This is a genomic window from Duganella sp. 1224, assembly GCF_013408245.1.
Lineage (GTDB): Bacteria > Pseudomonadota > Gammaproteobacteria > Burkholderiales > Burkholderiaceae_D > Rugamonas.
The window spans coordinates 1,855,901-1,871,277 of the sequence record NZ_JACBYS010000001.1; the positions used below are offsets into that span (position 1 = coordinate 1,855,901).

Annotated in this window: 14 protein-coding genes; all 14 read left to right on the forward strand. The window is 67.0% G+C overall.

What is annotated here, in order from left to right; all coding sequences use genetic code 11:
* Nucleotides 1-131: 131 nt before the first annotated feature.
* The 14 genes from FHW58_RS08215 to FHW58_RS08280 all read left to right on the forward strand — a co-directional run bounded on the left by FHW58_RS08215 (nt 132) and on the right by FHW58_RS08280 (nt 15,285).
* Nucleotides 132-848 (forward strand): ABC transporter ATP-binding protein, encoded by a 717-nt coding sequence (locus FHW58_RS08215; protein ID WP_179672551.1) that lies wholly within the window; start codon nt 132-134, stop codon nt 846-848.
* A complete protein-coding gene (locus tag FHW58_RS08220) occupies nt 845-1,783 on the forward strand; it encodes an ExeA family protein (protein WP_373996642.1) in 939 nt (312 codons plus the stop codon). The genes FHW58_RS08215 and FHW58_RS08220 overlap by 4 nt, the downstream gene beginning before the upstream one ends.
* A 75-nt stretch (nt 1,784-1,858) precedes the next feature.
* Entirely contained in the window at nt 1,859-3,679 is a 1,821-nt protein-coding gene (gene mshL, locus FHW58_RS08225; protein WP_179672552.1) for a pilus (MSHA type) biogenesis protein MshL, read from the forward strand.
* Complete coding sequence (locus FHW58_RS08230) at nt 3,676-5,523, forward strand: lipopolysaccharide assembly protein LapB (protein ID WP_229265083.1); 1,848 nt, start codon at nt 3,676-3,678, stop codon at nt 5,521-5,523. The genes mshL and FHW58_RS08230 overlap by 4 nt, the downstream gene beginning before the upstream one ends.
* Nucleotides 5,524-5,526: 3 nt before the next feature.
* The gene (locus FHW58_RS08235; protein ID WP_179672553.1) at nt 5,527-7,230 is read left to right on the forward strand and encodes a GspE/PulE family protein; all 1,704 of its coding nucleotides are present in this window, start codon (nt 5,527-5,529) and stop codon (nt 7,228-7,230) included.
* Nucleotides 7,230-8,432 carry a type II secretion system F family protein gene (locus FHW58_RS08240; protein ID WP_179672554.1) on the forward strand — a complete coding sequence of 401 codons (1,203 nt, stop codon included), beginning with the start codon at nt 7,230-7,232 and terminating at the stop codon, nt 8,430-8,432. Before FHW58_RS08235 ends, FHW58_RS08240 begins: the two co-directional genes overlap by 1 nt.
* A 7-nt stretch (nt 8,433-8,439) precedes the next feature.
* Nucleotides 8,440-10,014: a hypothetical protein gene (locus FHW58_RS08245; protein WP_179672555.1), complete on the forward strand. Its 1,575-nt coding sequence runs from the start codon at nt 8,440-8,442 to the stop codon at nt 10,012-10,014.
* Nucleotides 10,011-10,700: a hypothetical protein gene (locus FHW58_RS08250; protein ID WP_179672556.1), complete on the forward strand. Its 690-nt coding sequence runs from the start codon at nt 10,011-10,013 to the stop codon at nt 10,698-10,700. The genes FHW58_RS08245 and FHW58_RS08250 overlap by 4 nt, the downstream gene beginning before the upstream one ends.
* Nucleotides 10,697-11,269 (forward strand): hypothetical protein, encoded by a 573-nt coding sequence (locus tag FHW58_RS08255; RefSeq protein ID WP_179672557.1) that lies wholly within the window; start codon nt 10,697-10,699, stop codon nt 11,267-11,269. The genes FHW58_RS08250 and FHW58_RS08255 overlap by 4 nt, the downstream gene beginning before the upstream one ends.
* Nucleotides 11,259-11,972: a type II secretion system protein gene (locus FHW58_RS08260; protein ID WP_179672558.1), complete on the forward strand. Its 714-nt coding sequence runs from the start codon at nt 11,259-11,261 to the stop codon at nt 11,970-11,972. The genes FHW58_RS08255 and FHW58_RS08260 overlap by 11 nt, the downstream gene beginning before the upstream one ends.
* Nucleotides 11,969-12,736, forward strand: a complete 768-nt coding sequence (locus FHW58_RS08265) for an ABC transporter permease (protein WP_179672559.1) — start codon at nt 11,969-11,971, stop codon at nt 12,734-12,736. Before FHW58_RS08260 ends, FHW58_RS08265 begins: the two co-directional genes overlap by 4 nt.
* A 7-nt stretch (nt 12,737-12,743) precedes the next feature.
* Nucleotides 12,744-13,547: a hypothetical protein gene (locus FHW58_RS08270; protein ID WP_229265084.1), complete on the forward strand. Its 804-nt coding sequence runs from the start codon at nt 12,744-12,746 to the stop codon at nt 13,545-13,547.
* 40 nt (nt 13,548-13,587) lie between these two features.
* Nucleotides 13,588-14,151, forward strand: a complete 564-nt coding sequence (locus FHW58_RS08275; protein ID WP_179672560.1) for a prepilin-type N-terminal cleavage/methylation domain-containing protein — start codon at nt 13,588-13,590, stop codon at nt 14,149-14,151.
* A 66-nt stretch (nt 14,152-14,217) separates the two neighbouring features.
* On the forward strand, nt 14,218-15,285 hold the full coding sequence (locus tag FHW58_RS08280; protein ID WP_179672561.1) for a phosphotransferase: 1,068 nt from the start codon (nt 14,218-14,220) through the stop codon (nt 15,283-15,285).
* The last annotated feature ends 92 nt before the right edge of the window (nt 15,286-15,377 follow it).

The window sequence follows — 15,377 nt, forward strand, 5'->3', positions numbered from 1 at the left end:
CCCGCTCCTTGTCAATTGTCACCAAAACTTGCGGCCATTCTATGACAGATGGGCTGGCAGAGCGAGTGAGGTGTCGCTTTCTTTGGACGGATGCGCTACAGTGTTGCTCGTTTCTTTCGTCGCCACGATCCATGACCGTCCCCGCCCTGCGCTTTCAGCACGTCGTCAAACGCTACGGCACGGCCACGGTGCTGCATGGCGTCGATCTGGAACTGCGCGCCGGCGAGTGTTTTGGCCTGGTTGGCGTCAACGGCGCCGGCAAGACTAGTCTGATCAAGTGCTTGCTGGATTTTTGTGCATTGGACGGCGGCGGCATCGACATTTTCGGTCAGCCGCACCACCGGCCGGCCGCGCGCCAGCCGCTGGGCTTTCTGCCCGAACGCTTCACGCCGCCGTACTACCTGACCGGCGCCGACTTCATCCGCTATCTGCTGACCTTGCAGGGCCTGCCCTACCAGCCGGACGCGGTGGCCGCCATGCTGGCCGCGCTCGACCTGGACCAGGACGCCCTCAAAAAGACCGTGCGCAGCTATTCCAAGGGCATGACCCAGAAGCTGGGCCTGGCCGCCTGCCTGCTGGCGCGCAAGCCGCTGTACGTGCTGGACGAGCCGATGAGCGGCCTCGACCCCAAGGCGCGCGCGCTGCTGAAGGCGCAACTGCGCGCGCTGCACCGTGCCGGCAGCACGCTGTTCCTGACCTCGCACGCGCTGGCCGACGTGGACGAGCTGTGCGACCGCATGGCCATCCTGCACGATGGCCGCATCCGCTTTGCCGGCACCCCGGCCGAGTGCCGCGCCCGCTACAGCGCCGACACCCTCGAACAAGCCTTCCTGGCTTGCATTGCGTGAGCCAGACCCAGACCCAGACCATGTACCAGTCCCATTTCGGCCTGCGCGAGTCGCCCTTCAACATCACGCCCAATCCGGCCTTCTTCTATGCCGGCAGCGAGCGCGGCGATATTCTCGACGCCATGTTGTACGCGGTCGGCCATGGCGAGGGCATCATCAAGGTGACCGGCGAGGTCGGCACCGGCAAGACCATGCTGTGCCGCATGCTGGAAAGCCGCATGCCGCCGCACATCGACGTGATTTACCTGGTCAATCCCAACCTCGATCCGCAGGAGGTGCAGTACGCCATCGCCGCCGAGCTGGGCCTGCCGACGCACGGCCTGCGCACCGACGAGGTGCAGCGCAGCCTGCATGCCGAGCTGATCGCGCGCCACAGCGCCGGCCGCCAGGTGGTGCTGCTGGTCGAGGAAGCGCAGGCCATGCCGCTCGACACGCTGGAGGCCATCCGCCTGCTGACCAACCTGGAAACCGCGCGCAGCAAGCTGCTGCAGATCGTGCTGTTCGGCCAGCCCGAGCTGGACCAGCACCTCGGCCTGGCCAGCATGCGCCAGCTGAAGGAGCGCATCACCCACAGCTTCCACGTGGCGCCGCTGCCGCCGGCGCTGACCGGCGAATTCCTGGCCCACCGGCTGCGGGCAGCCGGCCATGCCGAGGGCGGCGCGCTGTTCAGCCCGGCCGCGGCGCGGCTGATCGCCGAGGCGTCGGAAGGCATCGTCCGCCGCATCAATATCTTGGCCGACAAGGCGCTGCTAGCGGCCTTCGCCGCCGACGCCACCGTGGTCGAGGCGCGCCACGTGCGCCAGGCCATTGCCGAGTCGCCGTTTGGGCGCCGCCGCCGCGGCTTGCAACCCAGAGCTGTTGCGCTAACGGGTTTGCTGCTTCTGATAATTGGGGGAATTTGCTGGACCATCCTTGCGGCAACGCGAAATTTGTAAGATCATGTTATTCACAATTGCAAAAGCACAACAAAAACAACCACTTCCAGCATCATCCCGGGCCGGAAAGACACGATGAAAAAATTCAGCTCCCCTCTCGCCCCTGTGGTTTGCAGTGTCTTGCTGAGCGCTTGCGCCAGCCATAGCATTCCCAACTCGCCGTTGCACATCACCGAAGCGCCGCAGCCGGCCGGGGCCATTCCCGAACCGGTGCAGCAAAGCGTGGCGCTGCCGCCGCCCAAGCCGGCCGCCAAGGTCGAGACGTTCAGCGTGACGGTGCACAAGGTGCCGGTGCAGTCGCTGCTGTTTGCGCTGGCGCGCGACGCCGGCATGAACGTCGACGTGCACCCGGGCGTCGAGGGCACGGTGACGCTGAACGCGCTCGACCAGACGCTGCCGCAACTGCTGAGCCGCATCCAGCGCCAGGTCGACATGCGCTATGAAATCAACGGTAGCACGCTGACGGTGCTGCCGGATACGCCGGAGTGGCGCAATTACAAGGTCGACTACGTCAACATCGCGCGCACCACCACCAGCAGCGTCAACATCGCCACCCAGATTTCCACCACCGGTGGCGGCACGGACAGCAGCGCGCAGTCCCCGGTCCAGCAGGCGGTGGCGCCTGCGCAGCCACAGGGATTGGGAACGGCCGGCGCCGCGCAACAGTCGCAGCAGCAGTACAGCAACGCGCCGCAGGGCAACGGCAGCAATAACTCGACCACTTCGGTCAGCAACCGTTCGGACAACAATTTCTGGTATCACCTGGAAAAGAACATCCGTGACATGCTGCGCGCCTCCAACCTGGCCGACAACCCGGTCGATCCGTTGGGATCGCAGCAGCAACAACCGGGCGGCGGCGGCGCTTTCGCGCCCCAGGTAACGACCGCCGACCCGGCCAGCGCCAGGCTGCGCAATTCGGTCATCGTCAATCCGGAAGGCGGCCTGATCGCGGTGCGCGCCACCTCGCGCCAGCACGAGAAGATCCAGCAATTCCTGGACGTGGTGGTGGGCGCGGCCAAGCGCCAGGTGCTGATCGAGGCGACCATTATTGAAGTCAAGCTGAGCGATAACTACCAGCAGGGCATCGACTGGAAATCGGTCGGTAAAGGCGGCCTGCGGCTGACCCAGCAGCAGGTCAGCAATGTGCCGCTGCCGAGCGGCGTTCAGCCCGGCAGCAGCGCCGGCGTATTTGTGCTGAACTATGCCAATCCGACCAGCCGGCTGGGCGACATCGCCACCACCATCCAGCTGCTGGAGTCGTTCGGCAAGGTCAAGGTGCTGTCCAGCCCGAAAATCAGCGTGCTGAACAATCAGACCGCGCTGCTGAAGGTGGTCGACAATAATGTGTTTTTCTCGATCAAGGTGACGCCGGCGGTACTCAACTCCAGTGGCGGCGTCAGCACGCCGGCCACGTATGAGTCGACGCTGCAGACGGTGCCGGTGGGCTTCGTCATGAGCGTGACGCCACAGATTTCCGACAACGACGAGGTGACGCTGAACGTGCGCCCGACCATCACCCGCGTGGTCAACTACGTCAAGGACCCGAATCCGGCGTTGGCCAATGTGCCCAGCCAGATCCCGGTGATTCAGGCGCGCGAGCTGGAATCGATCATGCGCGTCAGCAGCGGCCAGGTGGCCGTCATGGGCGGGCTGATGCAGGATTCGGTCGACAACGCCAAGGACGGCATTCCGCTGTTGAGCAGCATCCCGGTGGTGGGCAATCTGTTCGCCTACCGCAATGAGAGCAGCACCAAGACCGAGCTGGTGATCTTCATGCGGCCGGTGGTGGTCAAGGATGCCAGCATCAACGGCGATTACAAGGACTACCGCTACATGTTGCCGGGCCAGAAGCCGGACAATGAACCGTATCCCGTGCCAAAGGCGAATGGATCATGAGCCTATTAATGCAGGCGCTCAAGAAAGCCGAGCGCGCCAAACAGAATGCGCTGCCCGACGAGGAGCTGGACAAGCCATCGCAAGCGTTTGACGAGATCCTGGCGCTGACGCCGGAGCCGGCGCCGCGCGCCGCGGCCGCGCCGTCCACGCCCGCCGCCTCGCCGGTCGAGTTCAGCCTGGAGCCGATGGATGGCCTGAGCCTGGAACCGATGGCGCCGCCGGTGTCGGCCTCGGTCGCCAGCGAGCCGCGTCCCTCGCCCAGCCCGCTGCCGGCCGTCAGCGACCACAAGGAGCCGGGCCTGACCATGGATCTGGCGCTCGACCCGATCGCCGCGCCGCCGACCGTGGCCGCACCGATGCCGGCGCTTGCGCCGGGGCCAGAGCTGACAGCGTCCACCACGCCCGCGCCCGCCACCGCAAGCGCAGGCAGCGCAGCGGCGGCGCGTGGTGCGGGTAGCACGCCCACTGCTTCGTCCGCCGCCGAATCGGCCGTCACCTACGCCGAGCCGGCCGGCACGTCCGCCGCGCGGACAGCGGCCGCTAGCGCCGCCGCGATCGGCGGCGCGCTTGCCGGCACCGTCGCAGCCGCCGGCGCCGCATCGCCGGCCGCGTCGCGGCCGGCGCCCGCTGCCAGCGCGGCAAGCGCAGCCAGCCCTGGCCCAACCGCGGCATCCGCGCCGCGCGGCGCCGCGCCCGCCGGAGCGCCTGGCGCCGCCGGCAACGGCGGCAATGGCGGCAATGGCGGCAGCGGCGGCAAAAGGAGCGATGGCGCCACCCGCGCCCGCGCGCGCACCGCCGCCGCCGCCGAACCAAGCAGCTTCGATCCCGAACGCCTGCGCCTGTTCGGCCTGATCGCCCTGCTGGTCATCGTCGTTGGCGGCCTGGGCGGCTACTACTGGATCGCCCTGACCGGCCCCGGCGCTGGCGCCGGCCTGCCGCCGGTGCCGATGCCGCCAGCCGGCGCCACCGGCGCCACCACCGGCGCCGGCCAGATCATCGCCGCCAACAGCGGCCCCGGCAGCGCCAGCGACATCCCCGGCGCCGGCCCCGGCGGCCCAGGCACTGACGCCGACGATCCGCTGCTGGCCCCCACCGGCATCAGCCGCGCCAGCCAGCAAGACCTGGAACGCCGCCTGGCCCGCACCGAACAGGAACTGGCCGCCGCCCAGCAAGCCATCCAGGCCGCCGCCGCGCCGCGCGCCGAGCAGATGCCGGTGCTGGCCGCGCCGAAAAACGACGACATCCGCATCACCCGCCTGGTGCAGCCCGCCCCGGTCTCGCCGACGCTGGACAGCGCCTACCAGGCCTTCAACAGCGGCGACACCGCCGGCGCCCAGCAGCAATACGAGGCCGCGCTGGCCCAGGACGCCAACAACCGCGACGCCCTGCTCGGCGCCGCCCACGTGGCCGCGCGCCAGAACCTGAAAGACAAGGCCGCCGGCTACTACCTGCGGCTGCTGGAACTGTCGCCCAACGACGCCGACGCCACCGCCGGCCTGATCGGCCTGCGCCAGGGCGACATCAGCCAGAGCGAAGCGCGCCTGAAAGCCATCCTGGCCAACACCCCGGACGCCGGCCCGGTGCTGTTCGCGCTCGGCAACCTGTACGCGCAACAAGGCCGCTGGCCGGACGCGCAGCAAGCCTACTTCCGCGCCGTCGGCGCCGCGCCGGACAACCCGGACTACGCCTACAACCTGGCCATCGGCCTGGACCGCCTGAACCAGGGCAAACTGGCGCTGGGCTACTACCAGCGCGCGCTGGCGCTGGCGCAGGACAAGGCCGTCGGCTTCGACCGCAACGCGCTGCGCAAACGCATGCATGAACTGAGCACCGTCACGCACTAACCCATGGCAGAACAACCCAAACTCCCGCTCGGCAAACTGCTGATACAGAAGGGCATCATCAGCGAAGACCAGTTGCGCATCGCGCTGATCGAGCAGAAAAGCAGCAATGAACCACTGGGAAAACTGCTGATCACACTGGGCTTCGTCACCGAGGCCACGGTGCGCGAGGCGCTGTCGGAAAACCTCAACACCCAGAGCGCGGACCTCAACAGCCTGGTGGTGGACGCCATCGCCCTCAAGCTGATTCCCAAGGAGGTGGCCAAGCGCTACCGCGTGTTCCCGATCGTCTACGAACGCGCCGCCGACAACCTGATCCTGGCCATGTCCGACACCAGCAACATCGTCGCGCTGGACCAGATCAGCGCCATGCTGGTCAAGGGCATCACCATCACGCCGCTGCTGGTGAACGAATCGGACATCCAGCGCGCCATCGACCAGTACTACGGCTTCGAGCTGTCGATCGACGGCATCCTGCACGAAATCGAAACCGGCGAGGTCAATTACGCCAGCCTGGGCACCACCTCCGACGAATACAGCCAGCCGATGGTGCGCCTGATCGACGCCATCCTGGCCGACGCGGTGCAAAACGGCGCCTCCGACCTGCACTTCGAGCCGGAACAATCGTTCCTGCGCATCCGCTACCGCATCGACGGCATCCTGCGCCAGATCCGCAGCCTGCACAAATCGTACTGGCCGGCGATGGCGGTGCGCCTGAAGGTGATGTCCAACATGAACATCGCCGAGACGCGCGCGCCGCAGGACGGCCGCATCTCGATCAAGTTCAGCGGCCGCCAGATCGACTTCCGCGCCTCGGCGCAGCCGACCACGCACGGCGAAAACTTCGTGCTGCGCGTGCTCGATCGGCAGAAAGGCATCGTGCCGCTGGATGGCCTGGGCCTGGGCGAGAACGAACTGAATCTGCTCAAGCTGATGATCGCCCGCCCGGACGGCGTGATCCTGGTGACCGGGCCGACCGGCTCCGGCAAGACCACCACGCTGTATTCGATCCTCAACCACATCAACACCGAGAGCGTCAACATCATGACGCTGGAAGACCCGGTCGAATACCCGATGAACATGATCCGCCAGACCTCGGTCAACGAATCGGCCAAGATGGGCTTCGCAGAAGGCATCCGCTCGATGATGCGGCAGGATCCGGACGTGATCCTGGTCGGCGAAATCCGCGACAAGGAGACCGCCGAAATGGCCTTCTCCGCCGCCATGACCGGCCACCAGGTGTATTCCACGCTGCACACCAACTCCGCCATCGGCGCCATCCCGCGCCTGCTGGACATTGGCGTGCTGGCCGACATCATGGCCGGCAACATCATCGGCATCATCGCCCAGCGCCTGGTGCGCAAGCTGTGCACCGCCTGCCGCGAAGCCCACGTGGCGGACGACATCGAACGCCAGCTGCTCGGCATTCCGGAAGACGCCGGCCCGCAGACGCTGTACCACCCGGTGGGCTGCGACAAGTGCGCGCACCAGGGCTACAAGGGCCGCATCGCCATCATCGAGCTGCTGAAGATGACGCCGGCGCTGGATGAACTGGTGGCGCGCCGCGTCTCCACCCGCGAGCTGAAAACCGCGGCTGCCGCCGGCGGCTTCCACAGCCTGATCGACGACGGCCTGCGCCGCGTGCGCGAAGGCGTGACCACGCTGGAGGAAGTCGGCCGCGTGGTGGACCTCACCGAAAGGCTGGGCTGATGCCGCAATATCTCTACCGCGCGATGGACGCCAGCGGCCGCATCGAGCCGGGCAACATGGACGCCGCCAACGAGCCGGACCTGGAGCTGCGCCTGCACCGCATGGGGCTGGACCTGATCGACTGCCGCGTCTCGCGCACCAAGGTCATCGCCATCAAGCGCGTCATCACCCGCAAGGACCTGATCAACTTCTGCTTCCACATGGAGCAGATGACCGGCGCCGGCGTGCCGATCCTGGAAGGCTTGAACGATCTGCGCGACAGCATCGACCACCCGCGCTTCCGCGAGATGATCACCGGCCTGATTGAAAATATCGAGGGCGGCAAGCAGCTGTCCGCCGCCATGGCGGCCTATCCGGAGGTGTTCGACCTGACCTTTACCAGCCTGATTGCCGCCGGCGAGCAAAGCGGCAAGCTGGCGGAGGTGTTCCGCAACCTGTCGGAAACGCTGAAGTGGCAGGACGAACTGGCGTCGCAGACCCGGAAGATCATCATGTACCCGGCCGCCGTCGGCCTGTTCGTCACCGGCGTGATGTTTTTCCTGATGATCTACCTGGTGCCGCAGCTGACCGCCTTCGTCAAAAACATGGGCAACACGCTGCCGCTGCACACCAAGGCGCTGATCTTCGTGTCGAACATCTTCATCGATTACTGGTACGTGATGATCGCCGTGCCGGTGATCGGCTTCTTCGCCGGGCGCGCGTGGCTGGCGCGCAGCGAACAGGCGCGCTATGCGGCGGACGGCTTCAAGCTGCGTATATGGATGATCGGCCCGGTGCTGCACAAGATCATCCTGGCGCGCTTCGCCACCTTCTTCGCCATGATGTACGCCTCCGGCATCACCATCCTCGAATGCATCCGCCTGTCGGAAGGCATCGTCGGCAACCGCGTGGTGGCGGCCGGCCTGCGGCGCGCGGCGCAACAGATCTCCGAGGGCCAGGGCATCACCCAGGCGTTCCAGAATACCGGCATCTTCCCGCCGCTGGTGATCCGCATGCTCAAGGTCGGCGAATCGACCGGCGCGCTGGATGGCGCGCTGCATAACGTCAGCTACTTCTACAACCGCGAAGTGAAGGAGATGATCGAGAAGGTGCAGTCGATGATCGAGCCGGCCATCACCGTGGTGCTGGGCGTGATGGTGGGCTGGATCATGCTGTCGGTGATGGGACCGATCTACGACACGATCAGCAAGATCAGGACCTGAGGCCATCGTGTTCACCAAACATCTCTTCTATCTGACCAGCGAACAGCTGTGCGCCTACGAGTGGCACAACGGCCGCGTCACCGGCGGCGTATGCTTCGTCAACAACCGTGGCGGCATCGATGACTTCATGGACTACATCGACAGCCACCACCGCTTCTCGCCGGCCTACATCCTGGCCGATCTGATCGAGGAAGACTTCCAGCGCGTGACGCTGCCGCACGTTAGCGGCCGCGCCGCGCGCCAGCTGCTGCAGCGGCGCTTGACGCAGCAGTATCGTGAAACGCCGTTCCGCCACCACGAGGTGCAGGGCCGCGAAACCGGCGCCCGGCGCGACGACATCGTGCTGCTGTCGGCGCTGACCAATCCGTCGTCGGTGCAGCCGTGGGTGGAAGCGCTGGAACAGCTGCAAATGCCGCTGGCCGGCCTGTATTCGACCACGCTGCTGTGCGAGGACCTGGTGCGCCAGCTGCGCCTGAACGACGAGCACCTGCTGCTGGTCACGCAGCAGTCGGCCGGCTGGCGCCAGAGCTACTTCCAGAACGGCATGCTGAAGTTCTCGCGCCTGACGCCGGCCATCGACCGCGACGGCAACCCGATCAACATCGGCGCGGAGACCGCCAAGACCCAGCAGTTCCTTACCAGCCAGCGCCTGATGGCGCGCGGGAACGTGCTGCAGGCGGTGGTGGTGACGCCGGCCGCCGACACCGACGCGCTGGACGCGCAGTGCGAGGACGGCGCCGAAACCGTGTTCCGCCTGCTGTCGCTGGCGTCGGTGGCGGCCAGCGCCGGCCTGAAGTCGGGCAGCGCCGAGGTGGACGAACTGGCCGGCCGCATGGCCGAACCGCTGCTGCTGGCATTGCTGGCGCGGCGCGCGCCGCCCAGCCATTACACGCTGGGCCTGTGGCAGCGCTACTTCAAGCTGTGGCGCGCGCGCGTGGGCCTGTACGCGGCCAGCGCCGTCATCGCGGCCAGTTGCGCGGTGTGGACCGGCGCCAACCTGTGGCAGGAGCACGTGGACCACAGCGACAGCAAGCGCCTGGCGGCCGAAGCGGCCAGCTTCGATCAGCGCTACCGCGCCACCATGGCCGAGATTCCGCCGCGCGTGACCAGCACCGCCAACATGCGGGCGGCGGTCAACGTCGAGCGCATGCTGGCCACGCAATCGGGCACGCCGCTGGGCATGGCCACGGTGGTCAGCGAGGCGCTGGAAAGCACGCCGCAAATCCGCCTGCTGCAACTGGACTGGAAAGTCAACGTCCCCGCGGCCAACGCGCCGGCGCCGGGACAGGACGCCACCCAGGCCACGCCGATATCGTCGCTGGTGGCCGGCATTCCCGAACGGGCGCCGCAGGTCCTGGTGCTGGAGGCCGAGATCCTCAGCGACCAGGATGACTACCGCAATGCGGTCGACAGCATGACGCAGTTTGCCCAGGCGCTGGCGCGCCACCCGCGCCTGACGGTGGAGGTGGAAAAGCCGCCGGTCGATACCCGCTCGTCGGTCAAGCTGGCCGGCAAGGCCGGCACCCAGCTGGCCGCGCCCGGCCACGCGCGCTTTACCCTGAACCTGGTGTGGAAACCATGAGCACGAATCCTGTCACCGGCAAGAAAAAAACGGCGCCGGCCATCGCGCTGCCCTACTGGATCACCGAGTTTGCGCTGATCCGCACGGCCTTCCTGACGCTGGTGGCGGCGATCACCATCTCGCTGACCGGCGTGCTGTTGAGCGAACTGAAAAAGCAGGACGCCAGCGAAACGCTGGAAACCACCCAGCGCGCGCGCGACGCGGCGGCCTCGCGCTACGCCCAGGTGGACAGCGAGAAGCGCGACATCCGCAACTTCCAGCAGCGCTTTGTCGCGCTGCGCCAGCGCGGCCTGGTGGGCGACGAGCGGCGGCTGGAGTGGCTGGACGCGATCCGCCAGACGCAGGAGCAGCTCAAGCTGGCACCGCTGAGTTACGAGATCGAGCCGCAGCAGACGGTGCGGCTCGAATCGCCGCTGGACCTGGGCGACTTCGAGCTGCGCGGCAGCCGCATGCGCCTGCACATGGAACTGCTGCATGAACTGGACCTGTTCAACTTCTTCCAGACGCTGCGCCAGCGGAGCTACTTCGCGGTGCAGGACTGCTCGATCAAGCGGCTGGGCGTGGTGGCCGGCGCGGCGGGCGCCCCGACGCTGGGCGCCGACTGCACGCTGAACTGGATCACGCTGAACACCGCGCCCAAGGCGCCGCGACTGGCCGCGCTCAAGCCGCAGAAAGGCCGCTCATGATGCGCCATTCCGCCCTCGCCGCCGGCCTGTCGCTGGCCGTCGCGCTGCTGGCCTTGGCGCCAGCGCAGTCGCAGGCCCAGGTGACCATGGGCCGGCTATTTTCCACGCCAGCCGAACGCGCGACGATGGAAGCCAGCCGGGGCGCCGCGGCCGCCCTCGCGCCCAACTCGCCAGGCCAACAACCGGCGCCCGGCATCCCGGGCGGCCCGGCCCCGGATGCCAATTACGTCCCCGGCCCTGGTCAGCCGCAAAATCCCGGCCCGCAAGGCCCCGAGGGCGCGCCCCCTGGTATGCCGGGTGGCACGGCCGCCAGCGCAGCGCCGCCACCACCGCCACCGCCGCCGCCCGCACTGGTGATGAGCGGCGTGCTGCGACGTAGCGACAACCGCACCACCGTTTGGCTCAATAACCAGCCGCAGTACAGTGCACAGCGCAGCACCTCGCAAAGCAAGGGTGCCGCCACGCCAAGCGTGACGGTTACCCTGCCGTCGGGGAAGAAGGTCACGCTCAAAGCCGGCCAGCGCTACGATCTGAATGAAGGCCGGATCAAGGACATCAATGAACCATAGGACCACGCGCCGCCGCCAGTCCGGCTTCACGCTGGTGGAAATCGCCATTGTGCTATTGATCGTTGGCCTGATGATCGGCGGCCTGATGGCGCCCTTGTCGTCGCAAATCGAACAGCGTCACGTCACCGACACCAAGCGCGCGATGGAGGAGGCACGTGAGGCGCTGTTTGGCTTCGCGCTGCGCAACGGCTACCTGCCCTGCCCGGCCATCTCGTCCACCAACGGGCTGGAAGACCGCGTCGGCAATCTATGCAACAAGCGCTACGGCTATCTGCCCTGGGCCACGCTGGGCGTTGGCCGGCTCGATGGCTGGGGGCGTTTGATGGGCTATAGCGTCACACCGGCCTTCACCGATTCAGCCAACCTGTTCTCGTTGCAAACGCCACGTGACATCACCATCGGCACCCGCAATCAAAGCGGCCAATTGGTGGCGGCAACCGCTATCGCCGATATTCCGGCGGCGATCATCTCGTTCGGACGCAATGGCTACGGTGCCACCAGTGATCAGAACACTACCATCGCTGACGTCGGCGCTGGCAACGTTGACGAAAAAACCAATCTGCAAAACGACGGCACCACGCTGATCATGCGCGACCCGAGCGAGGACGCGCGCGCGCCCGGCGGCGCCTTCGACGACATGGTGTTGTGGATCTCGCCGAACATCCTCTACAACCGCATGGTGGCGGCCCAGCGCCTGCCATGATGCGGCCCGCGCTCACCGTCGCCCGCTACACCCTGCTGGAAGCCTTGCGCAACCGGCTGCTATGGCTGGTGTTGATCCTGATGGCCGGCGCGGTAGCCGTCAGCGGCTTTCTCAACGAACTGGCGCTGACCGAAAGCCGCCAGTTGCAGGCGGCGCTGCTGGGCGCGGTGCTGCGGCTGGCGGCAGTGTTTCTGGTGGCGACCTTCGTGGTCACCAGCATGGCGCGCGAGGCCAGTGACAAAGGCCTGGAACTGTTGATGGCGCTGCCCCTGCCGCGCGCGGTCTACCTGGCCGGCAAGCTGGCCGGCTTCGGCGCGCTGGCGCTGCTGCCCGCGCTCCTGTTCGGTGTCCTCGGCCTGTTCTTCGCGCCGCCGGCGCAGGCGGCGCTATGGGCTTGCTCGCTGCTGTGCGAATGCTGGATCGTGGCCGCCTTCAGCGTGTTGTGCATGCTGACCTTGCACCAGGTGCTGCCGGCGCTGGCGGCGGCGTTTGCGTTCTACCTGCTGGCGCGCGTGATCGGCACGCTGCAACTGCTCGGCCATGGCGCCAGCACCGTGCAAAGCGCAAGCCAGCACGCGCTGAACGCCGGCATCGACGGCCTGGCGCTGCTGCTGCCGCATCTGGACCAGTTCACGCGCAGCGACTGGCTGGTGTACCACAGCGGCAGCGCCGCCGACTTGGCCGCCATCGCCACGCAGACCGCGCTCTACGTCGCACTGCTGGCCGCCGCCGCGCTGTTCGACCTGCACCGCAAGGCCATCTGAGGCTCACATGCCAACGCCGCCGCCCAACGCGCCGCCGCCATCCCCGCTTTCGCCGCCGCGCCCGCAACCGCCGACGCCGATGCAACCGACGCCGACCCAGACCCCGCCGTACCCGCGCGCCAGGCAACGGGCCGCGCCGCGCCAGGTCGTGCTGGCCGTGCTGCTGGCGCTCTCACTGAATATCCTCTGGCAAGCCAGCCGCCCGCCGGCCCGCGCGCGCGCGCAGGAGCTGCCCCCGGCGCCTTCGACCATCACGCTGCAACTGGCCGCGCTGGGTGACCCGGTGGCGCTGTCCAAAGCCACCATGCTGTACGTGCAGGGCTTCGACGACCAAGCCGGCATCAGCATCGCCTGGCGCAATCTCGACTACGCCCGGGTGGTGCAATGGCTGCAGCGCGTGCTCGACCTCGACCCGCGCAGCCAATACCCGCTGCTGGCCGCCAGCGAAGTCTACGGCTCGGTCAGCGACCCGGCGCGCGCGCGGCAGATGCTGGACTTCGTCTACGCCCGCTTCACCGAAGACCCCAACCGCCGCTGGCCATGGCTGGCCCACGCCACGCTGGTGGCCAGGCACCGCCTGCACGACCTGCCGCTGGCGCGCCGTTACGCGGCGGCGATCCGCATGCAAGCCACCGCCGCCAGCGTTCCCGCCTGGGCCAGGGAGATGGAAGTCTTCATCGCCGAAGACATGAACGAACCGGACGCCGCGCGCGCCCTCATCGGCGGCCTGCTGCAAAGCGGCCAGATCACCGATGCCAACGAACTGAAATTCCTGGCCGGACGGCTGGACCAGCTTAACCAAAAACACTAGCGCTTGCTATACTACGCACCATCATCAGAAAGGACATGCCATGCGCCCACATCACGCACGCCAACGCGGCTTCACCCTGGTGGAGATCGCCATCGTACTGGTCATCATCGGCCTGCTGCTGGGCGGCGTGCTCAAGGGCCAGGGCCTGATCGACAGCGCCCGCGTCAAGAACATCATCCAGCAATCGACCTCGCTGACCGCCGCCGTCAATGCCTACCAGGATAAATTCCGCGCCCTGCCCGGCGACGACGTGCAAGGCACGGTCCACGCGCCGGGCGCCACCGGCAACGGCAACGGCGACGGCCAGATCACCGAGTACCTGCTGGCGCCGCAGCACCTGGCGCTGGCCGGCTTCATCACCGGCGCCTACAACGGCACCAGCGACTTCATGACCAGCGCCCAGGGCGGCGCCGTCTACATCTACAACGACGTGGTCGGCGGCCGCGGCGGCAACGGCATCCGCCTCGACAACCTGCCCGACTCGTTCGCCGAACAACTCGACAGCAAGCTGGACGACGGCAAATACAACACCGGCTCGGTGCGCGCCACCGGCGCCTACACCAACAACGGCAGCGTGATACAGCGCACCGCCGTGTTCTTCTGAAATTAAAAGCACAACCGTACTTTTTTAATCTAGAATGGCTGTCACCATAAAAAAGCGGGAGACAGCATGTTTGAAGAATTCATCGGCACCAAGGCGGTGTCGGCGCGCCACCAGTTCGACACCGCCGCCCTCAACGCCTGGCTGCGCCAGCACGTGGCAGGCTACCCCGACGGCGAACTCAGCGCCGAGCAGTTCAAGGGCGGCCAGTCCAACCCCACCTTCAAGCTGACCGTCGGCGGCCAGCACTACGTGTTGCGCACCAAGCCGGCACCGGCGGCCAAGCTGCTGCCGTCAGCCCACGCCATCGAGCGCGAATACCGCGTCATGGACGCGCTGCAGAAACACGGCTTCCCGGCGCCGCGCCAGTACGCGCTGTGCACCGACGAAGCGGTGATCGGCCGCGCTTTCTATGTGATGGAATGCGTCGAGGGGCGGGTGCTGTGGGACCAGTCGCTGCCCGGCATGACGCCGCCCGAGCGGGCCGCCATCTATGACGAACTGAACCGTGTGATCGCCCAGTTGCACACGGTCGACTATGCCGCCATCGGCTTGCAGGACTACGGCAAGCCCGGCAACTACTTCGCGCGCCAGATCGAGCGCTGGACCAGGCAATACCTGGCCTCGCAGACCGAGACCATCGCGGCCATGGACCAGCTGATCGCCTGGCTGCCGGCCCACATCCCGCCCGGCGACGACACCGCCATCGTGCACGGCGACTTCCGCCTCGATAACATGCTGTTCCACCCGACCGAGCCGCGCATCCTGGCCGTGCTGGACTGGGAACTGTCGACGCTGGGCCACCCGTTCGCCGACTTTTCCTACCACTGCATGAGCTGGCACATCCCGCCCGGCCAGTTCCGCGGCATCGCCGGGCTGGACCTGGCAGCGCTGGGCATCCCGTCGCAGCAGGAGTACATCGCCCGCTACGCCGAGCGCACCGGCAAGACCATCCAGCTGAGCGACTTCAACTTTTACCTGGCGTTCAACATGTTCCGCCTGGCCAGCATCATGCAAGGCATCATGAAACGTTATGTGGACGGCACCGCCGCCAGCGCGCAGGCGCTGGAATCGGGCCAGATGGCGCGGCCGATGGCCGAACTGGGCTGGGCCTACGCCTGCGGCAAGCCGATCTGAGCCGTGCGGGTGTGGCGGCCCGGCGCCGCCCCTGACAAAAGCCCTTTCTGAAAAGCCCGGCCTCGGCTACTATCGTGCTGCCAGCACCAGAC